Raw genomic sequence first — 24,723 nt, forward strand, 5'->3', positions numbered from 1 at the left:
ATTGTCGGATGAGGAGAAACCGCTGTTATGGTTATAGACCGTGCGGCATGTGGGATATGTTTGCCCTGCGCCAGTCATCCCAGGCAATAGTGCCATGATCGCGCACAACGTCCACTGTACCTGGCTCGATGTTATCGCCGAAGATGACAAGATTTGTGCACGGCCAGCGAGCATTTGGAACCACCAACCCGTCACAGTCTAGGAAATGYGCGACCTCCGAAATTTCCTGGGTACGCGGATATTCGCTAGTTCGTTCTGCATAAGAGAGTTGCCCATACCGAGTTGTATCAAGACCAAGCGCCTGAAGTTCCGGCAAAGTCGTCAGGCGTATGGTTGCTTTCAGCGCTACACGTAGCTCATAAAGCTTGAATCGCGCCTTCGATGGAAAGACCGGTTGACCACGTAACAAATGGAAATACATCTCTGCAATTGCACCGTCGCGGTGCAATGCGGTGTAGAGGACTTCAAACGTTCCATCGTCCCAACGCCCGCCCGAGCTGCTGTATTGCGTTACGTCCCGATTTTCGTGAACAACGCGCCAGACGGTCGCATCGAAGGGGGTATGCGGAAGGACCTCGAGAGCGTCGATCAATCGGCTGTCCCGAGGTGTCGCTTTGATGGTCATTGCTTAGAGATATGCCCCCGCGTCTAGTCGCTCGAGAACCCGCAGTAACTCGATCGTTTTCTGTTGACTGATCAAATCTATGGCCCGATTTCCATCTAGTTGCGGATGCCGGGCGTAGAGCCAGGTCCGAATCTCATCGGGTGAATAGTACTCCTGCAGCCGCGCAACGACGTAGTGCAAATCGGAAAGTATCAATTCATTTTGAGAATGAGGCTTGATTGTCCCCGCTTTCCACCGCGAAACTGTTGCTTTCGACACATCCGTAATGTTGGCGATATCTACTCCCTTGAGGCCTCCAAGGTCCTCAAGCTCGCCTAGAAAACGAACAACTGCCCCTTGATGAGTTGTAGTCACTGTGAGCCTGCCTTGCCTTTACCATGGTTTGCGTCGCGCATCGCGATTGGGCGAGCGCGAGGTGCTCCTAATCCGCGGGTCTCATGCAGGTCTTCAAGGCTTTGCATCATCTTTGCCATCTGCTTGCTATGATCCACAAGCCGCTTGGTAAGTTGCACTGCGTCGATTTTGCGCGTGGCCGCGTCATCACTATCGAATCTTAGGTCCTTCACCTGCCGCGCCTGCYGGACCACCTCACTCATTCGGCCATTCAAGAAATGCTGCTCGCGATTCTGGTCCGGCACTGAGGCGAGTTCCGCGACCATCTTGAAGCTTTGGTACGCGGCATGYTGGCGGGGGTCGTTTATCGTGTCCCTCAGCCCATGCGTGCAGCAATTCCGGTCGCAGCAGGTGACAAGCCTACGTCCGCCTTTTGCGTTGGCCAAGAGTTCCAGTTCGTTGATGGTCGCTGATCGATCGATGCCAGCTATCAAGATGCGGGTTGCGCGACCAAAAGAGCCATTGTCGTTCTTCGCCGCCGGCTTGTGCCAACTATGGGCGTCGAATCGTTCCCTTTCGGCGACCCCATGACTGATGCCTGACACTGCACCGAAGGCGAGGGAAGCCAGCCCAACAAGGCCTCCCAGATAGTCGGCAATAATTGGCTTGCCAAGATTGTGYAGACCCACCATCGCCACCAAAAAGCGCTTAGTGGTCAGAGGACCCGAGTCATGACCGAAACCAGATGYCCGCACCCATAAGTTGTCGTATGGTAGCCCCTCAAGCCCGGCGAGGAATTCGCTTCGCAGGGCATCGTCATTGAGCGAAGTATGYGGTGCGATCAGCGGGTAGTCGATCGCGATAGCCCGCCCGCCCTCGCGATCGAGGGCGCGACGCAACGCTCGGCAAGATGCCTGGTCGACCTTAAACCAGTCAGCAAACGAAGGATCGCCGAGAAAGTGCGTAGGTGCGAGCACTACATCAACACCGTATTCGACAGCGAAGCGCGCGATCATTCCGAAAATGTCGTGCGCGCCTGCCGGATCGAAATGGGTCGGATTGAGTGGCTTCCCGGCGCCAAGTTGTGCCCAAGGAGTATGTCTCGCATGCCCCTCGAATCGCCCCAGCGCGGACAATTCTGCAACTTTGGTATCCARCACGATTTCAGCGCCTTTTGCCCTCAGAGAGGCAACCAACTCCTTWTGATGTCTGAGGCGCGACGCGTCGGCTACGACACGCGTAGCGGGCAATCGTCCAGCCGCATGTAGGTTTGCCAACTTTTGATAGCCGGACTCACCCAGTCGAATGTAGTGCGCCACAGGCTGCACCGGGGGGATTAAATAGGGGAATTGGATAACGTTCTGCATGGGCATTAAATCCGTCGCATTTTCGTTTCACAGGCGTAGTTTATGAAACAAAAACGCAACTTTCAAGGGATTTATCCCGCATTAAGGCCCTCACTCCGGGCCCCTCTCAGAACAATTCGTACCTTGTATGTTCTCTATCCCAGACTTAACCTTGTCGTTACCCCTACACCCCCAGCGTCGGCTCGGTATTCACCTCCAGCGCCGCTTCCGCCTCGTCCTCCTCGCCGAGTTCATCGCCGTTCACCGGCAGCGGGCGACCTATCCAGATCGGATCGATCAGATGGTCGCGCTTGGGGTTGGTGGTGTTGGGGTGGATGAGGATGCTCAGGCCGCCGTGGTTCAGCATCAGCCACGGCACGAGCGTGGCGAAAATCTCGTTCGCGAAGGAGACCTGGTACATGGCCTGCTGATGCGGGCCGACCGGCTCGTCGCGCCAGTGGCCCAGGCGCACGCGGAAGCGTTCGCCGATGCGCTGGCGCAGCCATTCGRCCTGCTGCCGCTGCGCCTCCCCGTCATAGTAGATATGGGCGTGATAGCTGGCGATCTCCGAAAGCGGTCTGACTTCTTTCATCGCGATGCTCCCTCCCCGATGATGTCGCTCGGCGGTTGTCGCGCCTGGTGGAATTCTAGACGAAGCACGCGCGCTTTGTCTGCAGGCAGGACGGCGTCCGCGAAGGTGTCAGGTTGAGGGATGTTCCGCCACTGGCTGCGGAGGCAATCTCAGACGCCGGCGCCGGCCCCCCGCTCCGTCTCGGCGCTGCGCGCCGAGCCACCTCTCCCGCGCTCCCGCGGGGGCGAGGAAACCGAGCTTTCCGAGGCCGCGCCTCGGCGATTGGCGTTTCCGCACCCTCGGCGATTGGCGTTTCCTCGCCCCCATGAAATGGGGAGAGGTGGCTCGGCGAAGCCGAGACGGAGCGGGGGAGCGACCTCCGCGATTGGTCTCAGGGCGCGTAATGTCCCGCCAACCTGCCCTCACCGCGCCTCACCTCTGCGTCCCCACTCCCCCACAGGCACGCCGGAACACGTTCCGCTTTCGCCTCTTCGGCACAAAGCTCGATATCGCTACCARCTTCGCCCTGCTCTCGCGTCGCTCCAGGATGATCTTTGCAGCGTGAAGGCTTCCAACTCGGCGCGGTGCGACACGCTGATGATGACTCGTGAACAAAGGGCATAGGCACGCCCTAAGGCGCGTCGCGATCTTTCAGATTCGCTCCATGCGCATTTTTTGATTTACGCATGCCTCCCGAAACCGGTTCCCACTTTCGGGAGGCATGCCCTAATCCCACGCGATCCCGCCTAGACTCGGCAGGCCGCCGCTTGCGAACTGGTGATAGAGCGCGACGATGAGCTCGTGCTGCTTCCAGATCATCAGGGCGCCGCTCACGGCCATCAGCGCCACGACGGCCGTGCGGAATTGGCGTCCGCTCATGCGCTCGAGCCACGGCTTTGCCGCAAGCGTCGAGAGCGCCRCGCCGAACCCGGTCGCCAGRCCGAAGACAAGGGTTTTCCCGCTGAACACGCCGAGGCCGGTGAACACCACGATCTTGRCCACGTCGGTCGCCAAGGAGCCCACCGACTTCGTCGCCACCAGCGTCTCCTTGCTGGAACCATAGTTCAGGTAGAGCGAGTTCAGCACCGGGCCGACCGTGCCCATCAGCGCCGAGAGCAGGGCCACGATGAGCCCTGCAGGCAGGAACCACCAGCGCCGCGCCCGATAGCTGCGCTTGCGCGCGCCGCCGCGGAACTCCCAGACCGCGCCGATCAGATAGAGCCCGATGAATATCTGCAGCCACTCGGCGCGCGCGCTGGCGAACAGCCAGGCGCCGGCTGCCGCGCCGGCGATGGCTCCGGGCAAATACCAGCGCACGATGCTCCAATCGACATCGCGGCGAAACGCCAGGATCCGCGCCGGATTTGCCATCAGCTCGGTGAGCGTGATCACCGGAGCGACGGCGGCGCTGCCGGTCAGGAAGGTGACTGCAGGGATCAGCAGCAGACCGGCGCCGCCGGCCGACAGCGTGTTGAGGGTCCAGGCCAGAAAGCCCGAACCGCAGAGCAGTGCCAGTTGCAGCCAGTCCATCGGCCAGAAACGCGCCCCGCGCCCGGCCGTTCCGGCGGGATGGGTACACACGGCAACCGTGACGTCCGGAAGGCAGCGGCTGGGGCTATGAGCCGCGCTTGCCGCCATGTTCCGGCTCACGCCGCCTTTGCAGCCCGGAGCCCCACAGAGCGCGCGAGATGAAATTGCGCCTGTGCTTCCTCGGCACCAGCGCGATATCGCTGACCAGGATGGCGCCGCCCTCGCGGCGCTCCAGCGTGATCTTGCGGCTATGGAAGGCTTCCAGCTCGGCGCGGTGCGCCACGCTGATTATGGTGACCTTCGGCAGTTCGTGGATCACCATCTCCATCATCTTGTCCTGGCTCTTCTCGTCGAGCGCCGAGGTCGCCTCGTCCAGCACGACGATGTCGGGGCAGTGCAGCAAGAGGCGCGCGAAGGCGAGGCGCTGCTTTTCGCCGCCGGAGAGCGTCTGGTCCCACGGCGCGTCCTCATCGAGCCTGTCCTTCAGGTAATCGAGGCCGACCTTGTCGAGGGTGGCGTTGATCTTCCTGGTCCTCCAGTGGCCGGCAGGGGCGGGATAGGCGACCGCGCGGCGCAGCGTGCCGGTCGGGATATAGGGGCGCTGCGGCAGCATGAACAGCCGCCTGTCGGTGTGGAAGTCGACGCTGCCGCCGCCCCATGGCCACAGGCCCGCCACGGCCCGCACCAGCGTCGACTTGCCCGTGCCGGATTCGCCGGCCACCAGCACCCGCTCGCCCGGCTCGATCTCGACCTCGGTTTCCTTGACCACGCCGGTGCCGTCGTTGAGCGACACCGAGAGATTGTTGAGGTTGAGGATCGCGCCGTTGGTGGTCCTGCCGTGCCTGATGCGGCCGAAGGCGTCGCTGCGTTCGGCGCGCTCAAGGCCGTCGAGCGACATCATCAGCGAGGCGATGCGGCGCGCCGACGCGTTCCAGTCGGCAAGACGCGGGTAGTTGTCGACCAGCCAGCCGAAGGCGCCCTGCACGATGGCGAAGGCGGAAGCGGCCTGCATGACCTCACCCAGCGTCATCGAGCCTTCGAGGAATTTCGGCGCGCACAGCAGCACCGGCACGACCGGCGCGAACAGGCTCGAGCCCTGCGACACCAGCGTGGTGCGCATGTGCTGGCCGGCCAGCAGCGCCCATTGCCTCAGCACATGGCCGAAGGTGCTGTCGATGCCGCTGCGCTCCTCCGCCTCGCCGCCGAGCAGCGCGATGCTCTCGCCGTTTTCGCGCACGCGCGTCAGCACGTAGCGGAACTCGGCTTCCGCCTGGTTCTTCTGCTCGGAGAGCTGGACGAACTGGCGGCCGATCACCGTCATGGAGGTGGAGGTGATGACGGCATAGAGCACCGCGGCGGTGACGAGGAAGCCGGGAATGGTGATGCTCAATCCGGCTAGCGTGAAGCTCAGCGCCCCGCCGATCGTCCACAGCACCACGATGAAGGTCGACGCCGACAGGAAGGCGGAGGTGACGCCGGCGATGAAATCGACGGGCGACTCGGTGGCGATCCGCAGATCCTCCGAGATGCGGGCCTCGGGGTTCGTGTGGTCGCCTCTGACGAGGTTGAGCTGGTAATAGCGGCCATGGGCGAGCCAGCGCGCGATGACCGCGGTGGTGAGCCAGGAGCGCCAGCGGCGCTGGATCGTCATGCGCAGGTAGACCTGTGTGACGACAAGGCTGACGCTGCCGGCCACCAGCGGCAGGAAGACGGCACTCAGCACATAGACGGTATGGGCGTCGTGCAGCTCGATGGCGTCGAAGATCGCGCGGTTCCAGACATTGATGCCGTACTGGAAGCCGACATTGACGCATATCAGGGCCACAAGCCCGATCGTGAGCGGCAAGGCGAGCCTGTCGCCCTGCCCGCCCCAGTAGCCGCGCCCGCTGATCCAGAAACGCCGCAGCAGGTATTTCCTGCGCGCCCGCTCGGCCTGCTCCGGCGTCAGCTCGGGATCGGGCTCGACGGCCTCGGGCGGCGGCGCGGGCTGGCCGACGGCCTCCGGCGCGGCTTCGTCAGAGGGTGAATTCTCACGCCTCTCCCGGCGGTGCGGCTTCTCGGCACCGTTCGGTTTGGCGTTGTCGGCCGGCTTCTGGTTGGGTTCAACATCGTGCATCTCGCCCGACAACGGCTTAAAAATCAGAAGGTTTCACGATGCGGGCGTGGGGCGCTCCTGCCTCCCGGTCTTCGCATATGGTAATTTTGGAGGCACCCCGCGCGGCACGTATGCGCTGGCCGGGAGCTCAGCCGGCGAAACCCCGGCGCGCGGCGGCCATGCCTTCCCACATCAGCTTGATCCCGAGCGCGCCCACGACGGCGCCGGCGGCGCGGTCGATCCAGTGCTTGGTGCTGAGATAGGCCGAGCGCGGCCTGCTGGAGGAAAAGGCGAAGGCGACGACCGCGTACCAGACGAATTCGTTCAGGAAGAGCAGCGGCGGCAGCACGAAGAGCATCCAGAGCGGCGGCGAAGACGGCAGCATGGCCGCAAACATCGAGGCGTAGAAGATCGCCGTTTTCGGATTGGCGAGTTGCACCAGCAGTGCGCGGCGCAGCGCCCGCCAGAACGAGCCGGCGCGCGCCGAGGCATCATTGGCGATCTCGACCGGCTGGTTGGCGCCGCGCCAGATCTTGATGCCGATCCACAAAAGGTAGGCGCCGCCGGCAATGCGCAGGAAAATGTCCAGCCAGGCGACCTGGACGAGCAGCGCGGTCAGGCCCGCGACCGCGATGGTGGCGAAGATGAAGCCGCCGATGCCCATGCCGATGGCGGCCGCCAGGCCGTCGGTGCGCTCGCCGGCCACCGCGATGCGCGAGACGACGACGAAGCTCGGCCCGGGGCTCATCGCGCCCAGCAGGAAAACGCCGAGGATGGAAAGGATGGTTGCAATCTCGGACAAGGCTCTCTCCCCGATCGRTACAGGTTGCGGCACCATACCAATGCACGCGGCGCGCGGCTTGTCACCTCCCCGGTGGGCCGATCGGCGATCTCGCGCCCGTGGAGGCGGCGCTGGTCGGGCCGCAGCCCTGCCCTATTTCTACCACTGCCCGTACAACGATCGGGCAGACCGCCTCTGCGGAACAAGCGGCAGATGCTTGGGTCGGGTGCCCCCGTTCCGCAGTTGGCCGGTGCTGGCAGGAGTGCCACGGCATCCGGGGAGACTTCGGAATGAATGGTACCGCGGAACGCGCCTCTCACCGGCGCGAGTTTCTCAAGAGACAGGGCCTGGGCGCCCCGCGCCGACGACGCGCCGTTCGCAGCGATCACGTCCCACCGACCCGCCGTGCGTGATCCGTTCCGTGTTGTCGTTCCCCGAACCAAGGCGAGGCCGCCCGCCGCTCTGGATAGCTTGGATCGCAACGCTCTCCGGCTGCGCCGGAGGGGTGCTCGACCCGCAGGGGCCGATCGGCACGGGCAACCGCACGATCCTGCTCAACTCGCTGGCGGTCATGCTGGTCATCGTCGTTCCGACGCTGGTGGCGCTGCTTCTGTTTGCCTGGATGTTCCGCGCCTCGAACCGCAACGCCCGCTACGATCCGGAATTCACCTATTCGGGCCGCCTCGAGCTGATCGTCTGGTCGATTCCGACGCTCACCATCCTCTTCCTCGGCGGGCTGATCTATTATGGGTCCTACCACCTCGACCCGCGCCGGCCGATCGCCTCCATCAAGCCGCCGCTCGACATCCAGGTGGTGGCCCTCGACTGGAAGTGGCTGTTCCTCTACCCGGACCAGGGCGTCGGGACGGTCAACCAGCTGGTCATCCCGGCCGGCGTGCCGGTGCGCTTCAAGCTGACCTCGGGCAGCGTCATGAACACCTTCTTCGTGCCGCAGCTCGGCAGCATGGTCTATGTCATGAACGGCATGCAGACCGAGCTCAACCTGCAGGCCGACCGCGAGGGCGATTATTTCGGCCTGTCGGCGCATTTCAGCGGCGACGGTTTTTCCGACATGAATTTCCGCGTGCGGGCGGTCTCGGCCGACGCTTTTTCCCGCTGGATCTCTTCCCTGCATAGCGGGGGCGGCGTGCTCAACGCCAGCGCCTATCGCGATCTTGCCCGGCAGAGCATCAATGCGCCGCCGGCCTCCTTCGGCCATGTGCAGCCCGGCCTGTTCGACGCGATCGCGCACCAGACGCTGCCGCCGGGCCCCGGACCCGCCGAAACCGCCGGCGGCGAGACACAGGTAAGCCCGAAATTCAAGGCGAAGACCCAGCAGCCGCAGCCGAAAGTGGGAGGATGACGATGCTCGGCAAGCTCGACTGGTCGGCCATTCCCTTCGATCAACCCATCCCGCTGGGCGCTGCCCTCATCGTCTTCCTGGCGGCCGTCGCGGTGCTGATCTGGGTCACGGTGAAAGGATACTGGCCCTATCTCTGGCACGAGTGGATCACCTCGGTCGACCACAAGCGCATCGGCGTCATGTACATGGTGCTGGCGGCGCTGATGCTRTTCCGCGGCTTCGTCGACGCCGTCATGATGCGCACCCAGCAGGTGCTCGCCATCCACGGGCCGGRCTACCTGCCGCCGGAGCACTACGACCAGGTCTTTTCGGCGCACGGCACGATCATGATCTTCTTCGCCGCGATGCCCTTCGTCATCGGGCTGATGAATTTCGTCGTGCCGCTGCAGCTCGGCATTCGCGACGTCGCCTTCCCGACGCTGAATTCGGTGAGTTTCTGGCTGACGGCGACCGGCGCGCTTCTGGTCAACATCTCGCTGGTCGTCGGCGAGTTCGCGCGCACCGGCTGGCTCCCCTATGCGCCGCTGTCGGAGACGACCTACTCGCCTGGAGTCGGCGTCGATTATTATCTCTGGTCGATCCAGATCTCCGGCGTCGGCACGCTGCTCACCGGCGTCAACCTGGCGACCACCATCCTCAAGATGCGCGCGCCCGGCATGGGCTATCTGCACATGCCGATGTTCTGCTGGACCTCGCTCGCTTCCAACCTGCTGATCGTGGCGGCCTTCCCGATCCTCACCGCGACGCTCRCCATGCTGACCCTCGACCGCTATCTCGGCTTCCACTTCTTCAGCAATGAAGCCGGCGGCAACCAGATGATGTTCGTCAACCTCGTCTGGGCCTGGGGACATCCTGAGGTCTACATACTGGTGCTGCCCGCCTTCGGGATCTATTCCGAGATCTTTTCGACCTTCTCTTCGAAGCCGCTGTTCGGCTACCGCTCGATGGTCGCGGCGACGATGTTCATCTGCATCGTCTCCTTCATGGTCTGGCTGCACCACTTTTTCACCATGGGCGCCGGGGCCGACGTGAACGCGGCATTCGGCATCGCCACCTCGGTCATCGCCGTGGGCACCGGGGTCAAGATCTACAATTGGCTCTTCACCATGTATGGCGGGCGCGTGCGCTTCGACACGCCGATGCTGTGGGCGCTGGCCTTCGTGACCACCTTCATCGTCGGCGGCATGACCGGCGTGCTGCTCGCCGTTCCGCCGGCCGACTTCATGCTGCACAACTCGCTCTTCCTCGTGGCGCATTTCCACAATGTGATCATTTCGGGCGTGCTGTTCGCCGCCTTCGCCGGCATCACCTACTGGTTCCCGAAGGCCTTCGGCTTCCGGCTGCATGAAGGCTGGGGCAAGGCCGCGTTCTGGTTCACGCTCGCCGGCTACGTGCTGGTCTTCGTGCCGCTCTATATCGTCGGCCTGCTCGGCATGACGCGCCGCCTCCAGCATATCGACATGGATCTGTGGACGCCGTGGCTGATCGTGGCCGCCATCGGCATCGCGGTGATGGTCGTCGGCGCCGGGTGCCAGATCGCGCAGCTCGTCGTCTCGATTAGGCATCGCGACAAGCTGCGCGACGAGACGGGCGACCCCTGGGACGGTCGCACGCTGGAATGGTCGACGTCCTCCCCGCCGCCTTTCTTCAACTATGCGCACCTGCCCTATGTCGAGAACGAGGAGCCCTACTGGACCGTCAAGGAGCGGGCGCTGGACGGCCAAGGYCCGGACGAAAAGGAAAGCTATGAGCCGGTCGAGATGCCGCGCAACAGCCCGACGGGTTTCGTCGCCGCCTTCTTCAGCACGCTGATCGGCTTCGCGCTGATCTGGCACATCTGGTGGCTGGCGATCGTCGGCTTCCTCGGCGCCTACGCCACCTTCGTCGTCTTCGCCTGGCGCGAGCATGGCGACTACGAGATCCCCGCAAAGGAGGTCGAGCGCATCGATCGCGACGGCAAGGCCGCGCAGCTCGCCTGGCTGCGCAGGCGGGAGCGTGTGGCATGAGCGACATCACGGCTGGCAGCGCTGCACGCGATCCGCACCGGTCCGGCGGGCACGGTCATGGCGGACATGGACACGGCCTGTTCCCGGCGACGGGCCATGGCAAGGGCGGGCCGGCTTCGAAATTCGTCACGGTCGCCTACGGCTTCTGGATCTTCCTGTTGTCCGACATCATCATGTTCTCGGCCTTCTTCGCGTCCTTTGCGGTCCTGTCCAAGGCGACGGCCGGCGGACCGAGCGGCAAGGAGCTGTTCGAGCTTACGCGCGTCGCGGCGCAGACGGGGCTGCTGCTCACCTCGAGCTTCACCGGCGGGCTTGCGATGCTCGCGACCCATCGCCGGTCAGTCGCCGCCACCCAGTTCTGGCTGCTCGTCACCGGCCTGCTCGGCGCCGCCTTCCTGTTCCTCGAGGTGCAGGAGTTCGCGACGATGGCGCACGAACAGGCAGGCCCTTCGCGCAGCGCCTTCCTGTCCGCCTTCTTCGCCCTGGTCGGCTGCCACGGCACTCATGTCGGGCTCGGCCTGCTCTGGCTCGGCACCATGATGGCGCAGCTCTGGGTGAAGGGTTTTCGGCCGGACCTGCTGCGGCGGCTTCATTGCTTCGCGCTGTTCTGGCACGCGCTCGACATCATCTGGATCGCCATCTTCACCCTGGTCTATCTCCTGGGAGCATCGCCATGAGCGACATCGAAAGCCGGATCGAAGAGGAGCTCGACCGCCACGATACTGCGCCGGGCGAAGAGAGCATCACCGAGCACGAGCTGGCGGGCGGCCTGTCGGGCTATCTGCTCGGCTTCGGCCTGGCGATCCTGTTGACCATTGCCTCATTCCTCGCCGCGCAAACCGAGCTGATCTACCAGCCGGCGGTGATCTCGGCCCTGGTGGTGCTGGCCATCGCGCAGATGGGTGTCCATCTCGTCTTCTTCCTGCACATCACCACGGGGCCCGACAACACCAACAACGTGCTGGCGCTCGCCTTCGGCGTGCTGATCGTCGCACTGGTCGTGATCGGCTCGGTCTGGATCATGGCCCATCTCAACCTGAACATGGCTCCGATGACCGCCCCGCAGGCCGAGATGATGCCTTGACCGGTGCCGCCCGGAGCACTCGCAACGCTTACGACGCCAGCGCCAGCCACGCCGTGCCGAAGGCGAGCGTCAGCAGGGTCAGCGGCAGGYCGACCTTGAAGAAGGCCATGAAGGAGAGTTGCTTGCCCGCCGCCCTCGCCTGTTCGGCGACGATCAAATTGGCGACGGATCCGAGCAGCGTGAAATTGCCGGCCAGCGTCGAGCTCATCGCCACGACCAGCCAGGCGCGCTCGGGGTTCTCAAGGCCCGGGATGAAGGGCCTGAGCGCCAGCACCGCCGGCACGTTGCTCATGATGTTGGAAAGCACCGCGGTGAAGCCGGAGAGGCACCAGACATCGTCGAGGCCGATATTCTTCGCCCAGGCGATCGTGTCGGGGTTGAGCAGCGTGCGTTCGGCGCCGGCCACCACCACGAACAGGCCGGCGAACATGAAGAGCAGCGGCCCGTCGACCTCGCGGTAGATGCGGTGCGGCTTGATCGCGCGGGTGACCAGCAGGAAGGCGCCGGCGATCAGCGCCGCCTTGGCGACCGGCACGCCGGCGAAGAAGGYGACCGCCAGCGCGACGCAGACGATGGTCGCCTTCAGCACCTGTCCGGGCAGCATGCGGCCGCGATAGACCTCGGGGCTGAGTTCCGCGGGCCGCGAGAATTCGGCGCGGTAGACGATGCGGATGATGACGATGACGGCGATGAGGCCGAATAGCGCCACCGGCGCAAGCGCCGCCGTGAACGCCGGATAGGAAATGCCGGACAGCGCGCCGATCACCATGTTTTGCGGGTTGCCGGTGATGGTTGCCACGCTGCCGCAGTTGGAAGCCGTGCAGGTGGCAATGAGATAGGGCACCGGGTTGCGCCTGATGACGCGGGTGACGTGGACGACGATCGGCGCCATCACCAGGCAGATCGCGTCATTGACGAGGAAGGCCGAGAGCACGCCGGTCAGAAGCGTCACCATGACGAGCAGCATGAAGGGCGCGTGCGCATGCTCGATCGCGAAGCCGCCAAGGGCGCGGAAGGCGCCGGACACCTTCAGATGCGCCACGACGATCATCATGCCGAGAAGCAGCGTGATGGTGTCGAAATTGATGGCGCGGTAGGCGTCCTCCATGCCGATCGCGCCGATGGCGATCATGGCCGCACCCCCGAGCAGCGCGATGCCGGCGCGATCGAGCCTGAGACCCGGAATGCGGCCTATGGCGACGCCGGCATAGGTGAGCACGAGGATGAAAAGCGCGCCCGCCCCCGTCCATGTCATCGCCAGATGTTCCCGTTCGCCCTGCCCTGCCCGCCRGAATCTGTCCGTGCGTTCGCGGGACCACCTTTAGCGAGGGCAACGCAAAGGGGAAGCGCTGGTTGTTGAAACTTTCGTTATCCGTCCCCCGGGCTTTTATATCGCAGACGGCTAATGTAATGTTTTGCCAAAATATACCGGACCGACAATCCAGTCGTTGGGGACTAAACGGATGAACACGGTCGTTGAAGGGGGGCATCGCATCTCGCCCAAGGAGAGAGCGGTGCCCTCGACGGAGTGYCCGCGCTGCCACGGCGCGAGGAAAGTCTTCATTTGCGCCCGCTGGGTCAGTTCCAACGGCCATTGCTGCCCGGAAGGGACGCATCGGCTGAACTGCCCGGGACACAGTGTGGTGTGCCTGGAATGCGAGGGACGCGAAGGCCGAAGCGCTTGACGCTCCTCTGGAGGAGTCCGCCGTCCAACCGGGGTGCTCGCTGATTTTGGCATGGTTTCCGAGGCTTCGTTACTCCACGCGCCTTCCTGCCTCGCCGGACGCGATCAGAGCCGTCCGAGCACCACCAGGATGATCACGATGACGAGGAGAAGTCCAAGGCCACCACCGCCATAGTAACCTGTACCATAGAACGGCCCGCCGCCAATTCCGCCTAGGCCACCAAGCAAAGCAAGAATGAGAATAATGATGAGAACTGTACCAAGGAGGCTCATGGCCCATTTCCTTTCTACTACGCAATCTGCACTCGTTTTGAGATGAATAACTTCAGAAACGCGCGTATGTTCCAGCACAATTCTTAAATATATTCTATTGCAAATCGATTTGGTCGGACRTCACGACAGGACCCGGATTGGCCTCGAAGCCCTTGGGAGCCAACAACATGAGCGCGATGACGACAGCGATCGACGCTATGATTGCGGCGGTGCTGAAAACGTCCTTCATCTTCCATCCGCAGCATTCGAAAGTGCTGAATCAACGCTCCGCACCTCTTCGTGTTCCGCAATACATGTTTTGCGTCGAGCCGGACCCGTCCGGAACTATTGCCGAGCCGGCAACGTTGGGTAGAGCCCGCTTCAGGGCAAGAAGGAGGCAAGCAAATGGGCGCATCGGTTCTGATAGGCATCCTCATCACATTCCTGGTGGTGATCCTTGTGCTCTATCTCGTGCAGCGCCTGCCGCTCGACGGCCGTACCAGGCAGATCGCCCAGATCGTCGTCATCGTCATCGGCATCGTATCGCTGCTCAAATACCTTGCAGTGTTCTAGCGGCGATGCATATTCGCTTGCCGCAAGCCACGACGGAAAGCCCAGGTCCCCATGAAACGCCTGACGATCGGCCTTGCTGCCGGCACGATATTGTGGGCCACAGGCGCCCATGCCCGGCCCGACACGCGCGCCATGACCTGCGCCGAGACGCAGGCGCTGATCCAGGGCCGGCACGCCGCGGTGCTGACCACCGGGCCCGACACCTATGATCGTTTTGTGCGCCAGTTCGGCAATGAATGCGACTGGCCAGAAGTGCCGATGTCGATCTCCGTTCCGACCCGGGACGGCCAGTGCCGCGTCTATCGCTGCGAGGAGCCGGTCTTCACTTTCCCGAATTGAGGATCGCGTCGCCTTTCCCAGGCAAGTTGGAACCGTCACCGCCTGGCATGAATTGTAGCCGACAGCGGCCCGGGCGATGCCAGGACTCGGCTTGCATCGCGCGGACTTTGGCCTTCGGCGTGGACAAGGAGGAACGGCCATGTCCAACGATATCATGCGCAGCGGCAGTTGCCTGTGCGGCGGCGTCCAGTTCCGGGTGACCGGCGAGCCGCTCCGGGTCGGCCTTTGCCACTGCAAGGACTGCCGCAAAACCAGCGGGTCGGCCTACCAGACCTTTGCCATTTGGCCGCGCCAGGCATTCGAGAGCACGGGGATCACCAGCAGCTATGGCGGACGCAGCTTCTGCCCGACCTGCGGCAGCCGCTTGCCATCGGTCGGCGAGGACGAGGTCGAGGTGATGATCGGCAGCCTGGACGTTGCGCCGACGGTAGGGCTGGAGCCCGGCTACGAGCTGTGGATCGGCCGACGCGAGCAATGGTTGCATCCCCTGCCGGAGGCGCGGCAGTTCGAGCGTGACAGGACCGCCGACGATTCGGCGGCCGACGCTGGCGAACCTGGGCGGGAGCCATACCGGAAATGGGCCTGAAGCGTCGCGCTGAACCGGATTCAGGCGGCGCGCTGCAAGTCTTGGCATTATGCATACCGGTTTCCCAAAAGCGCTGCCCACTTTCGGCGACATGCCTTGGATCCTGGCGCCAGGCGAAATCCCAGGCCAACAAAGCTTCGGTCCCGGCGGGCCCGGCAATAGGCCGGGAAGGACCAGCCACCCGGCGCCGGACCGTGCCTTCGTCTTGACGTTCGCGCATTTTCAACCACAGGTGTGTTTGCCGGAGCGCCGATGGCCGTTAGCATTTCGGAAGCGGCAATACATTTGGAGGCCGCTCTGGCCGGCGCGGCTCAGGCAACTTACCAGCATCACCGCGCCGGCCTTGCAAGATCGCTAGAATGCTCTCCCTTGACCGCGCTACCCGACGAAGACAGCCTTCGAGGTTGTTTCGATCTCACGGCCCTTTGCTTATGGCGTGAAGCGTGACGCTTCCATTGCGGCCACGAAGTGATTATCGTTTCAGCGAGAGAATTTTTTATTCATATTTCTGTCATGGGAACTATGCACAAAAACTGTGCGCGCAAGCAGTTCACCAATGATTTCCGGACTTGTACAAARGGCCAACTTTGTTTATTTGAACTTTTCGACATAGTATTCACGACGCTTGAACCCGGGCTGGGYGGTTTTCATGACGTGGGCGCCTGAACGCGGCCGCAACGTGCATATGCGATATCCATCGATCGACGGGTTCTGGACCTGGGATATCAAGCGCGACCGCGTCTACGGCGACGCAAATCTGGCCGCCTATTTCGACCTGACGCTCGAGGAATTCTCGCAGGGCGCGCCTCTGGAAAGATACATGCAAGGCATAGAGCGGGAAGACCAGCCGAGGGTTCGGCTGGCGATCCGCAAGGCGGTCGAGCACAGGTCGGGCTTTCGCGAGGTCTACGGAGTCCGCTCACGGAAGATGGGGCTGYGCAAGATTCTGGCCGTTGGCCAATGCCATGTCGACGGCGTCGCCGAGCCGGCGCTCTATCTCGGCTGGTTCGTCGACCTGACGCAGGACGCCGCGAGCGAGGAGCACTCGCTGCATGAAATCCACAACCATGTCGAGCAGGCCAAGGAGATCGCGCAGTCGATCGGGAACGACATGCTGGCCTACCTCCTGGACAACATCCAGGAAGAAATCCAGCAGGGGCTCGGCGAGAAATCGAGGAGGCGCAAATCGTCCTGAAGCGATCTTCGCCGGTTTCTTTGCCGGTTTCCGGGCTAGTTTCTCGGCGGGGGCCTGCCGCGTCTGGCAACCTCGGCCGTTACCATGCGCGCGAAATACGACTGGGGCGAACGACGTTCGATGAGCCTGGCGCGCTCCAGCGCGGCATCGCCATAGAATTCGATCAGCACATTGGCCGCCTTGGCGGCGTCGGCCTTCAGCCGGCCGACATCTGCCTGTCCGCTCTGGCTCACGGGCTCGCTCTTGGCAATCGCGTCAAGCATAGCTTGCAGCCTGGCGGGAGTGCTGCCCTCGTCTTCGTGCATGATTGCTACCCGATTGGGTCACAAAATATCGACATTTCCGCGCAATGTCCAACGGCTTCGTCGATCGAGCGCGGATGCAACCGGGATCAGCTTCTCTGTTAATCAGACCACAATCTTCGTACAAGTATAGCAAGCCAACTTTTCCAGTCAGACATTGAGGCAGCAATGAACCAGCCAAGCAAAATGGAAAACCTGCAGTTTGCGCAGGGGATCTTGCGGGAGCTTCGCCAAAAGGCCGAGGCCGATGGCGAAAAGCTTCTGACCTATCTCATAGACATGGCTTATCTCGAGGCCAGCGACCGCATCCGAGCCCATTGGATCGGCAACCACGAGAACGAGAATCGCCGGGCCAAGGGGTGAGTCCGCTTACCAGCAATCCGGAAAGCCAGCCTGAAACGCAAAAAGCCCGCCACGCCTTGCGGCGTGGCGGGCGAATTCATGGCCAAGGACTGCGGTGCGCAGTCGCCGATTTATGACGCTGCCGCCTTTTCGCGGGCCGGAAGTTTCCAGCCCGGCCGGACGAAATGGCAGGTGTAGCCGTTGGGATAGCGCTCCAGATAATCCTGATGCTCGGGCTCGGCCTCCCAGAAGGGACCGGCTGGCGCAAGCTCGGTGACAACCTTGCCCGGCCACAGGCCGGAGGCGTCGACATCGGCGATGGTGTCCTCGGCGACGCGCTTCTGCTCGTCGCTGGCGTAGAAGATCGCCGAGCGGTAGCTCATGCCGACATCGTTGCCCTGACGGTTCCTGGTCGTCGGGTCATGGATCTGGAAGAAGAATTCGAGCAGCGTGCGGAAACTGGTCCTGGCTGGATCGAAGACGATCTCGATTGCCTCGGCATGGGTGCCGTGATTGCGGTAGGTTGCGTTCGGCATGTCGCCGCCGCTGTAGCCGACCCGGGTGGAGATCACGCCGGGGAAGCGGCGGATCAGATCCTGCATGCCCCAGAAGCAGCCGCCGGCCAGGATCGCGCGTTCGGAAGAAGCCATCTCAAACCTCCTGTGGAATTCTCCATAGGTGGGGATTGTGGCTTGCTTCGTCCAGCCGCTCAAGCGGCTGGGGTGCTTAGGAGAACCGAGTGCGGCGCCGGCCCACAGCCGATGCTCGCCGGTCGGGCAGACCGGCGAGCATCGGTATTTCCTTGGATCAGCCTCACTTGGGCCCCTTGTCGTTTCCGCCCTTGTCGCCCCTGCCGGGGTTGCCCCTGTCATGGCCATGGCTTTCGCCACCCAGGCAGTTGGCATCGCCGACGCCGCAGCAGCGGCCGGCCCAGAGCATGTTGGTCGGCGTGTTGTCGCATTCGTAGACAGCCGCCCGCTGGCCGGCCATCGCGGAGCCGGCCAGGGCCGACATGGCCACAGCGGCAAGAAGTGCATTGCGCAGGATTGCAGTCATCGGAAAATCTCCATGGTGCATAGTGTTCATTTGCACTTATGCGTCGCCCGGCAGCGCGAATTGGTTCACGGGGTTTGGAGAATCTTTGCTGCCGGTTGAGATCGCCGGCGAGCGGACCTGGATGGGCGGCGCCCGTGCCGCGCCGGCTGCTATTCCTCGGACGCCGGCTTGAACCGTCGCACCACCACCTCGAAGACGATATCCGAGATCCACATGGCCGAGACGCCGATCAGGAAGGCGGCGGCGAGCGTGGTGGTGTCGTCGGCGGCGTCGGGCATCGGCAGGCCGCTCGCCTGGATCCAGGCGACCACGGGCAGCGTCAGATAGGCGGCGGCGAGCGCCCCGCAGATCGGCGAGGCCACCATCTCGCGCAGCTTGTAGCGATGGCGCGACAGCGCCCTGAGCACGCCGCCGGCAAGACCGGCGGCCACCACCTGGCCCTTGACTCCGAGCAGATCGAAGATGTCGTGCATCAGGGCCTCCAGCCGCAGAGTTTTTCGCCCTTGCGGTTATGGGCGAGTAGCGCCCTCGCCTCCTCGTCCGAGAGCGAATCGACAGCCTTGGCGGAGAGGCGCAGCGGCGCGGAAACGGCACAGAAGCCGCCCTTGGCCGTGGCACAGCCGCCTAGCGCGGCGACGAGGACGGCCGCGATCAGTCCCTTGCCCATGATTTCAGCTCCTTCTTGACCGCATCGGCCGGCAGCGCGCCGATGTCGTTGTCGACCTGGTCGGCGAGCGCGCGGGCGGCCGCTTCTGCTTTGGCTTGCCGCTCGCGCTCGGCCCGCGCCCCGGCCTGCCGCTGGTGAAAGCCCCAGCCAAGTGCGGCGATGAAGGACGCCAGCACGCCGAGGATCGCCGGATTTCCGGAGAGGAAGGACAGCAGCGCCGTCATGACAGCCACCAGACGACGAGGGCGGCGACAAGGAGCAGCGCGCCGATGACCCAGGGCAAGGCCCGGCGGATGAGTTCGGTGAAGACCTCGACCATTTGCCCCTCCTACTTCGACCAGGGGAATTTTCGGGCGAGCGCGTACCAGGCCTCGGTGGCAAGGCTGACTGCCAGGCCGATACCGGTTTCGAGCGCCATCTGGATGTCGGGATCGGCCGAAAGCGCCGCGGCGTCGCCGGCGCCAAGCAGGCCGCGCGCCACGAGGATGCCGGCGCCGTAGCGCAAGGCGATGCGGATGATGACGGCGATCATTGGCAGCGCACTCCGAAGAGATTGCAGGGAAGATGCGCGGCCCAGGCGGCGGCCGAGCCGAGCGCCAGAGCGATGAGCACGAGCACGCCCGTCTTGCCGGACGACGCCGGCGCCGCCGGAACGGCCGGTGCGGCGCCATCGCCGTCAGCGGTGCCGGCGGCAGGCTGTTCCGTGGCGGATGCCGGCGCCTGCGACGAAGGCTGGACGATCGCATCAGGCTGGGCGGAGATGAGCAGCGCCTGTGCGCGCACGGACGCAACGCGCGCGCTCCAGCCCTTGCCGAAGGTCGGCCAAGTGGGCAGCCGCTGGAGAAAGGCGAGCCGCGCGTCGCAGAGCGCGTCGATGACGAAGCCGGCGGGCTTCGCCCGGGCCGCCACGAGAGTGACTGGGCCGATCCTGCCGTCCTCAGCCACGCCGAGCGCGGCCTGCAGGTATTTGGCCGCCCTGCCCGGCCCGCTGTTCACAGCGAAATCGAAGACGGCGTAGTCGATGCCGTCGGGAAGCCCGGCGCCTTGCACGGCGTCCCAATAGAAGCACCAGACGTGGAGCGTCGAAAAAACCTTGAAGCGGCCGGATTGCATGCGGTCGAGCATCTCCATCAGTCCGGCCTCGACCGAGACCGAGCCGTCCGCGAAGCGGGCGTGGCCCGAAAGCATGTTCAGCCCATGTGCTTCATATTGCTTGGCCAAAGCCACGCCGGCGCCTTCCAGCGTCTCGCGGCGGCCGTCGCGCGGCCAGGCGAAGGGCAGCCATTCGCCCCAGGCTTTCAGCGCCAGCGCCTGCATCGCCGGCGTCTGCTGCGCGGCGCGATGGGCCTTGGTGACGTAGACGATATCGGCTTCGGTATCCCAGGCGAGTTCGACAGCGGCGGAAGGGTGATCCCAGCCGAAATCGAGCGCGCCGATGCGCGGCCACCAGCGCGGCAGCTTGAAGGGCTCGCAGGCAATCATCTCCTCCGCCACCGGAAAGATGCGGCCGGAGCCCAGCACCGGAATGYCTTTCGCGCGCGCTTCCCGCTCATGCTCGGGATAGGCGGCGATAATCTCGGCACGCTGCTCGGGGCTATAGTGGCCGGCATCGTCGATGGTCATGAAGGTGACGTGTCGGGACATATTAGCGTGCCGTAATTATCTGCCGTGATGAGCAACTGCCATTGATAATACTGTTCATCAGTGCAAAGCTGCTGGCGGCTTGGGGGGAGATACATGATCCGCATAGCAGTCATCGTGGCCATTGCAGCCAGTGCATCGRCATGCGTCAATCAGTCGAATGTTCCGTATGATACGAGTAAAAAGACCTGCAGAATGGTCGCAAATGGATGGGCTGGATACAAACGAGAAGTTTGTATTCCTGATACTCCAAATAAGTCCTGCATGATCTATTTCAATCGGTATACAGGCGCGGAAAGTATTTTGTGTGGTCCGCTAACTCGTAAAGCAACCACTCCTGAGGGCCGGGCCAGGCAGCTCGCGGGCAGCAAATACCCCTGATCGGATCTCATCCGTCTTTTGCTCCGGTATCCTCGCCCCCTGCGCAAGTGGGTGAGAGGTGGCGCGGCGCAGCCGCGACGGAGCGGGGCAGCGCCGGCGTTTTGGTGAAAGGGCCGGAGGCTATTCGTCAAGCGAATCTCCCCACGAAGACCCCTCTCCGGCCGCTGCGCGGCCACCTCTCCCCCCGCTTCGCGCGGGGCGAGGAGTTGGAGACCTCACGTCGCGATATCATTCAACGCCGGCAGCGGCGCCGGCAGGCTGGTTTCCCCAAGCCCCCTGCGCAGCTCGATCTCGATGTCGCGGCAGATCTGCGAGATGGGCACGTCGTTGGCGCCGCCCTCGAAGGGATTGGCGCTGCTCTCGCCGACCAGGTCGAGCGACATGTAGACCCATCCCAGAAGCGCGCTGAACGGGATGGTGAGCCAGATCGAAACCGCGCCGAGCACGCCGCCCAGCTTCGCCATATCGGCAAAGACCGGGACGATGCCGAACGGCAGCAAGGTGCAGAAGATGATCATGAAGATCGAGCTGACGATCGCGTATTGCCGGGGATAGGGATTGTTCTTGATGCGGTCGCAACGCGCCTGCTGGTCGTGGAAGTCGCGAACAAGTTTCATAAGCTCGGAATAGACCTGCGTCGGAATGGCGGATCCCTTGAGCAGCCCGTTGACCTCAGCCGATTGCATCTCGAGAAGGGCTATTGCCGGCTGTGGCGATTTKAGCACGCTGTCAGCTTCCTCGCCCAGCAGAGCGCGCAGTTCGTCGGCAAGCGAAGTCTTGTCTTCCTGGATGTKATAGCGCCGCTTCCGGAACTCGATATTGGCTGCTTTCGCCAGCGATTCCCACGGCATCGGCCGCCGCAATGCGAAGCGCAGCGCCGTCAGCCAGGCAAGGTGGCGATGGATGAGCCGCCTGGCCATCGCGGCATCCATGAAATCCCGGCACAAGCCGGACCACATCCGGCTGCTCGCGGTGATCTGCGAAAAGGACTGCAGGGCCTCATTAGCGCGGGTGAACACCTGCGAATTCTTGAAGCCGGCGACGAGCGACACCGTGGTGCCGAGCACCAGCACGATCGACCATGGCACGGAAAATCCGGCGGTCGCCGGCAGGCGGTAGGCCGCGATCGCCAATCCGCTCACCACGACCATGTAGATGACGCTGCGCCGCGACCAGAGCGCGAAGTCCAGCAACTTATAGGAACGGCCTACATACATTCTCGACCCCTCACGGCAGGCAAATCACGTGCACCATAAGGGGTCGAAAGCGTTTTGACAGCCGGGCGTAGTGGCTGCCTTTTGGTCAACAAGCGGCAGAAAGCGCCAACGCCGGCGCTGCCCCTCACCTGCCTGCCGGCATCCTCTCCCCGTACAGTGACGGGGAGAGGGACGATCTCGCCGATGGTTTCGCTAATCGCCGGCGGTGCAGAAGGTGGCGCAGGCGTCGCTTCCAGCCCCTTCTCCCCGTCACCATACGGGGAGAAGGTCGCGGCATGAGGGGCGGCRCAAACGCCAGAAGCGTCGAACTCAAACCTTGGTTCTTGTCTCCACCTCTTCAGCCGACAAAAACCGCAACACCACATCCGACATGCCGAGCAGCGGCGTGAAGGTGACGATGGTGATGCCGCCCGTTGCGTTGGTGCGGGTGAGGCCCTCGGAATAGATGTCGAGCGGCGGCTCCTCGTCGAACCAGAGGCCGTGCAGCGTCTCGCCCTGCCATTTCTCGCGGCCCTTCTCGTAGGACTTGAAGGAGAGCACGCTTTCGCCCGGCTGCACGTCGCCGCCCCCGCCCCAGCGCAGGACGAGGCTGTCGATCGCACCGGGAACATTGCGGCCCATCACCGTTTCGGCGATGGCGTCGGCCGGGATCATGCCGGTTCCCCAAGCGGCCTGCTGCTGCGGCGGGCCGACCAGCACGCGCTGCGGATTGTCGCGCGTGCCTTCCCCAGTGACGCCCGCCGCCCAGAGCCGGACCGGGGTGTCGAATACCTTGCCCACCCACCAGTCGGGGTAGCGGCCGGTAAGGTGCATGGCCCATTCGGCGCCCCCTGCCCTGGTCTTGCCGAGCTGGTTGCCGGCCATGAACAGGCGCTCGCGATTTGTCGCGCCCGCGGCATGGAATTCGGCCTGCCTTTCATAAGGCGCGTAGGCGGCCAGCTGGTTACGGCGACTTCGCCGGTCCAGTTCCTCCAACAGCGCCAGATAGGTCCGCATCATCGAGGAACGGCCGGACGATCGCTTCGAGGCCGCGGATGCGGCTGCGGATCTCCTCATCGCTCAACCGCTCGAGACTGTTACTGTTGACATCGAGATCTTGTGAAAAATCCTTGGGCAGCATCGACAGCACGACCTTCAGATACTGGTCGGGCTTTTCCGCCCGCACCGCGGCGATGACGCCGGCGCCATGGGCGCGGAAATCGGCGCGAAGGGCAATGGCGAAATCGTCGCCCAGCGTCTTTTTGGAGCGCTTGGGCCGGGCAGCCGTTGCGGCGGCGGCAGGCTTCGCTCTTGCGGTCCTCGCACCGGCGCTCTTGCGCCGGGCCTTGCCTGCGCTGTCAGCCATGGTTCGCCGCTTCGGATGTTGATGCTCTTGCGGAACAGACCTTCCGCACCTTGGCGGCCTTGCGCGCCGGCTTCTTGCGCGTCTTTGCGCGGGCTGGCTTTTTGCGCGTCTTGGCGCGGGCTGGCTTTGGCAGCGCGGCCTGGTGGGATGCAGCCGTGCCTATTGCCGAGGCTGGCGGGACAGCGCCCCCCACTTGGGGGGAGATCGGCAGCTTCGGCGCTGGTGCTACTCCTGTCTTCAGCTTCGCCGTGGCGGCCGCGATCGCCGAATGGTCCGGGCCCTGGCGCGGAAAGCCGAAGCCGGCGACGGCATCGACCGGGCCGCCGCGCACCATGCCGATGCGCACGCCCGGTGGGACTTCCTCGACGCGGCCGGCACGACGCGGCAGGCCGAAAGACTCGAACTCGCCGATGGCGCTGACGATCTCCGTACCGTCGTCGCCGGCGATGATGGTGGCATAGCGTGRCATGAGGCCTCGGGCGGTGCTGGCAAATCGGAAGCGTCGCGTTGCTTCCCGCCCCCCTCTGGCCTGCCGGCCATCTCGGGAGATTGCCGGCTTCGCCGAAGGCGCCATTCCTGCAACGTTGGCGATCGGCGAAAGCCGCGCGACATCCGATCTCCCCCCAAGCGGGGGAGATGTCCGGCAGGACAGAGGGGGGCGCTGTCCCGCCGATGTCTCCTGCTTGAAAAATTGCGAATACGAAAAACCCGCCGGGGCGGCGGGTCGTCGGCGCAAATCAGCACCATAGATAAAATCATAGCAGAGCTGCCCTCACCGGGCAATAGCAATTAGGCAAATTTTCCTAGCTCGCGGCCTAGCCGGCACCTGCAACGAAAACGCCTGACCGGGACAGGTCGCCGCAGGGGCGCGGTTTTGTCGGAACCATGGCCGGCCCGAGCGGTTGGCTCTCGTCGCGCCGCGACGATCCCTTTGCGACGCGACGACCTTTCGTCAAGAAAAGGAGAAAAGCATGTTTAAAACTATCCTTGCGGCTTCGACGCTCACGATCGGTCTTGCCACGGCGGCGATGGCCCAGAGCAGCGGCCACATGGGTTCAGGCATGGGCTCAGGCGACACAAGCGGCACGTCTGGCAGCAGCCAGACGACGACCGCTCCCAATAGCGTCGATCCGAGCACGACCGGCAGCATCACCAGTGGCCCGGCCGTGAACGACGACATGAACTCGAACGCCGACCGCAACTGCGCGCCAGGCCCGCAGGGTGCTCAGCCCGATGCCWGCAACCTGTCGCCCGGAACCAGCGCGCCGACCGTCAATGACAACCATTGCGGCAAGTAGCATTCGAGTTTCGTTGGATCAGAGGGCCGTGGAGTTCGCTCCACGGCCCTTGTCTTTCGCGGTCTGGCACGCTTGCGGGAACCATGAGGGACCTCAGCCGTTGCATGAAGA

Annotated in this window: 30 protein-coding genes; 10 read left to right on the forward strand and 20 right to left on the reverse strand. The window is 63.8% G+C overall.

Annotation, left to right across the window (positions count from 1 at the left end; genetic code table 11):
- Positions 1-31: 31 nt before the first annotated feature.
- The 6 genes from ORS3428_RS31255 to ORS3428_RS07205 all read right to left on the reverse strand — a co-directional run bounded on the left by ORS3428_RS31255 (position 32) and on the right by ORS3428_RS07205 (position 7,302).
- A complete protein-coding gene (locus ORS3428_RS31255; RefSeq protein ID WP_201788298.1) occupies positions 32-592 on the reverse strand; it encodes an RES family NAD+ phosphorylase in 561 nt (186 codons plus the stop codon).
- A gap of 383 nt (positions 593-975) precedes the next feature.
- A complete protein-coding gene (locus ORS3428_RS07185; protein ID WP_131802854.1) occupies positions 976-2,118 on the reverse strand; it encodes a hypothetical protein in 1,143 nt (380 codons plus the stop codon).
- Between the two features lie 370 nt (positions 2,119-2,488).
- Positions 2,489-2,896 (reverse strand): DOPA 4,5-dioxygenase family protein, encoded by a 408-nt coding sequence (locus ORS3428_RS07190; RefSeq protein ID WP_071095910.1) that lies wholly within the window; start codon positions 2,894-2,896, stop codon positions 2,489-2,491.
- A 705-nt stretch (positions 2,897-3,601) separates the two neighbouring features.
- The gene (locus tag ORS3428_RS07195) at positions 3,602-4,525 is read right to left on the reverse strand and encodes a sulfite exporter TauE/SafE family protein (RefSeq protein WP_131802855.1); all 924 of its coding nucleotides are present in this window, start codon (positions 4,523-4,525) and stop codon (positions 3,602-3,604) included.
- On the reverse strand, positions 4,491-6,521 hold the full coding sequence (locus ORS3428_RS07200) for an ABC transporter ATP-binding protein/permease (RefSeq protein ID WP_071095915.1): 2,031 nt from the start codon (positions 6,519-6,521) through the stop codon (positions 4,491-4,493). Before ORS3428_RS07200 ends, ORS3428_RS07195 begins: the two co-directional genes overlap by 35 nt.
- Positions 6,522-6,648: 127 nt before the next feature.
- A complete protein-coding gene (locus ORS3428_RS07205) occupies positions 6,649-7,302 on the reverse strand; it encodes a LysE family translocator (protein WP_071096102.1) in 654 nt (217 codons plus the stop codon).
- Positions 7,303-7,702: 400 nt separating this feature from the next.
- On the opposite strand from ORS3428_RS07205, the gene cyoA reads away from it, so the two are divergent.
- The 4 genes from cyoA to cyoD are packed head-to-tail and all read left to right on the forward strand — an operon-like array spanning position 7,703 to position 11,734.
- Positions 7,703-8,644, forward strand: coding sequence for a ubiquinol oxidase subunit II (gene cyoA, locus ORS3428_RS07210; protein ID WP_443136844.1), 942 nt, complete (start codon positions 7,703-7,705; stop codon positions 8,642-8,644).
- A gap of 2 nt (positions 8,645-8,646) precedes the next feature.
- Positions 8,647-10,650 carry a cytochrome o ubiquinol oxidase subunit I gene (cyoB, locus tag ORS3428_RS07215; RefSeq protein ID WP_071095919.1) on the forward strand — a complete coding sequence of 668 codons (2,004 nt, stop codon included), beginning with the start codon at positions 8,647-8,649 and terminating at the stop codon, positions 10,648-10,650.
- A complete protein-coding gene (locus ORS3428_RS07220; protein WP_071095921.1) occupies positions 10,647-11,327 on the forward strand; it encodes a cytochrome (ubi)quinol oxidase subunit III in 681 nt (226 codons plus the stop codon). Before cyoB ends, ORS3428_RS07220 begins: the two co-directional genes overlap by 4 nt.
- A complete protein-coding gene (cyoD, locus tag ORS3428_RS07225) occupies positions 11,324-11,734 on the forward strand; it encodes a cytochrome o ubiquinol oxidase subunit IV (protein WP_071095923.1) in 411 nt (136 codons plus the stop codon). The genes ORS3428_RS07220 and cyoD overlap by 4 nt, the downstream gene beginning before the upstream one ends.
- Positions 11,735-11,762: 28 nt before the next feature.
- Here cyoD and ORS3428_RS07230 read toward each other — a convergent pair whose 3' ends face one another.
- Both ORS3428_RS07230 and ORS3428_RS07235 read right to left on the reverse strand, forming a co-directional pair.
- Positions 11,763-12,989, reverse strand: a complete 1,227-nt coding sequence (locus ORS3428_RS07230; RefSeq protein ID WP_071095925.1) for an anion transporter — start codon at positions 12,987-12,989, stop codon at positions 11,763-11,765.
- Between the two features lie 534 nt (positions 12,990-13,523).
- On the reverse strand, positions 13,524-13,691 hold the full coding sequence (locus ORS3428_RS07235; protein WP_071095927.1) for a DUF3309 family protein: 168 nt from the start codon (positions 13,689-13,691) through the stop codon (positions 13,524-13,526).
- Between the two features lie 384 nt (positions 13,692-14,075).
- Here ORS3428_RS07235 and ORS3428_RS32235 point away from each other — a divergent pair, with 384 nt between their 5' ends.
- The 4 genes from ORS3428_RS32235 to ORS3428_RS07250 all read left to right on the forward strand — a co-directional run bounded on the left by ORS3428_RS32235 (position 14,076) and on the right by ORS3428_RS07250 (position 16,363).
- On the forward strand, positions 14,076-14,243 hold the full coding sequence (locus ORS3428_RS32235; RefSeq protein ID WP_108723001.1) for a Thivi_2564 family membrane protein: 168 nt from the start codon (positions 14,076-14,078) through the stop codon (positions 14,241-14,243).
- Between the two features lie 51 nt (positions 14,244-14,294).
- On the forward strand, positions 14,295-14,582 hold the full coding sequence (locus ORS3428_RS07240) for a hypothetical protein (protein ID WP_071095929.1): 288 nt from the start codon (positions 14,295-14,297) through the stop codon (positions 14,580-14,582).
- Positions 14,583-14,721: 139 nt separating this feature from the next.
- Entirely contained in the window at positions 14,722-15,168 is a 447-nt protein-coding gene (locus ORS3428_RS07245; protein WP_071095931.1) for a GFA family protein, read from the forward strand.
- Between the two features lie 649 nt (positions 15,169-15,817).
- Complete coding sequence (locus ORS3428_RS07250) at positions 15,818-16,363, forward strand: hypothetical protein (RefSeq protein WP_131802856.1); 546 nt, start codon at positions 15,818-15,820, stop codon at positions 16,361-16,363.
- Positions 16,364-16,398: 35 nt separating this feature from the next.
- Here ORS3428_RS07250 and ORS3428_RS07255 read toward each other — a convergent pair whose 3' ends face one another.
- Complete coding sequence (locus ORS3428_RS07255; protein ID WP_131802857.1) at positions 16,399-16,626, reverse strand: hypothetical protein; 228 nt, start codon at positions 16,624-16,626, stop codon at positions 16,399-16,401.
- 225 nt (positions 16,627-16,851) lie between these two features.
- Between ORS3428_RS07255 and ORS3428_RS33465 the strand changes: the two genes are divergently transcribed.
- Entirely contained in the window at positions 16,852-17,028 is a 177-nt protein-coding gene (locus ORS3428_RS33465; RefSeq protein WP_172833651.1) for a hypothetical protein, read from the forward strand.
- Between the two features lie 110 nt (positions 17,029-17,138).
- Here the strand turns inward: ORS3428_RS33465 and msrA are convergent, their stop codons facing one another.
- The 11 genes from msrA to ORS3428_RS07315 form a co-directional block, all read right to left on the reverse strand.
- Positions 17,139-17,657, reverse strand: a complete 519-nt coding sequence (msrA, locus tag ORS3428_RS07265) for a peptide-methionine (S)-S-oxide reductase MsrA (protein WP_071095939.1) — start codon at positions 17,655-17,657, stop codon at positions 17,139-17,141.
- Positions 17,658-17,820: 163 nt separating this feature from the next.
- Positions 17,821-18,063, reverse strand: a complete 243-nt coding sequence (locus ORS3428_RS07270; protein WP_071095941.1) for a hypothetical protein — start codon at positions 18,061-18,063, stop codon at positions 17,821-17,823.
- Between the two features lie 149 nt (positions 18,064-18,212).
- Positions 18,213-18,536: a hypothetical protein gene (locus ORS3428_RS07275; RefSeq protein ID WP_071095943.1), complete on the reverse strand. Its 324-nt coding sequence runs from the start codon at positions 18,534-18,536 to the stop codon at positions 18,213-18,215.
- Positions 18,536-18,730: a hypothetical protein gene (locus ORS3428_RS07280; protein ID WP_071095945.1), complete on the reverse strand. Its 195-nt coding sequence runs from the start codon at positions 18,728-18,730 to the stop codon at positions 18,536-18,538. The genes ORS3428_RS07275 and ORS3428_RS07280 overlap by 1 nt, the downstream gene beginning before the upstream one ends.
- Positions 18,715-18,954: an ABC transporter permease gene (locus ORS3428_RS07285; RefSeq protein ID WP_071095947.1), complete on the reverse strand. Its 240-nt coding sequence runs from the start codon at positions 18,952-18,954 to the stop codon at positions 18,715-18,717. The genes ORS3428_RS07280 and ORS3428_RS07285 overlap by 16 nt, the downstream gene beginning before the upstream one ends.
- A gap of 104 nt (positions 18,955-19,058) precedes the next feature.
- A complete protein-coding gene (locus ORS3428_RS07290) occupies positions 19,059-19,262 on the reverse strand; it encodes a hypothetical protein (protein ID WP_071095949.1) in 204 nt (67 codons plus the stop codon).
- Positions 19,259-20,374 (reverse strand): phage terminase large subunit family protein, encoded by a 1,116-nt coding sequence (locus ORS3428_RS34395; protein ID WP_083355038.1) that lies wholly within the window; start codon positions 20,372-20,374, stop codon positions 19,259-19,261. The genes ORS3428_RS07290 and ORS3428_RS34395 overlap by 4 nt, the downstream gene beginning before the upstream one ends.
- Before the next feature lie 593 nt (positions 20,375-20,967).
- Positions 20,968-21,969: a bestrophin family protein gene (locus ORS3428_RS07300; RefSeq protein WP_071095954.1), complete on the reverse strand. Its 1,002-nt coding sequence runs from the start codon at positions 21,967-21,969 to the stop codon at positions 20,968-20,970.
- Between the two features lie 309 nt (positions 21,970-22,278).
- Positions 22,279-22,968: a terminase large subunit domain-containing protein gene (locus ORS3428_RS07305; protein ID WP_244507878.1), complete on the reverse strand. Its 690-nt coding sequence runs from the start codon at positions 22,966-22,968 to the stop codon at positions 22,279-22,281.
- On the reverse strand, positions 22,913-23,314 hold the full coding sequence (locus ORS3428_RS07310) for a hypothetical protein (RefSeq protein WP_071095957.1): 402 nt from the start codon (positions 23,312-23,314) through the stop codon (positions 22,913-22,915). The genes ORS3428_RS07305 and ORS3428_RS07310 overlap by 56 nt, the downstream gene beginning before the upstream one ends.
- Positions 23,307-23,783, reverse strand: a complete 477-nt coding sequence (locus ORS3428_RS07315) for a hypothetical protein (protein WP_071095959.1) — start codon at positions 23,781-23,783, stop codon at positions 23,307-23,309. The genes ORS3428_RS07310 and ORS3428_RS07315 overlap by 8 nt, the downstream gene beginning before the upstream one ends.
- 502 nt (positions 23,784-24,285) lie before the next feature.
- On the opposite strand from ORS3428_RS07315, the gene ORS3428_RS07320 reads away from it, so the two are divergent.
- Positions 24,286-24,612 carry a hypothetical protein gene (locus tag ORS3428_RS07320; protein ID WP_071095961.1) on the forward strand — a complete coding sequence of 109 codons (327 nt, stop codon included), beginning with the start codon at positions 24,286-24,288 and terminating at the stop codon, positions 24,610-24,612.
- Positions 24,613-24,723: the final 111 nt, after the last annotated feature.

Origin of the sequence: Mesorhizobium sp. ORS 3428, from assembly GCF_001854785.1 — a bacterium.
Taxonomy (GTDB): domain Bacteria; phylum Pseudomonadota; class Alphaproteobacteria; order Rhizobiales; family Rhizobiaceae; genus Mesorhizobium.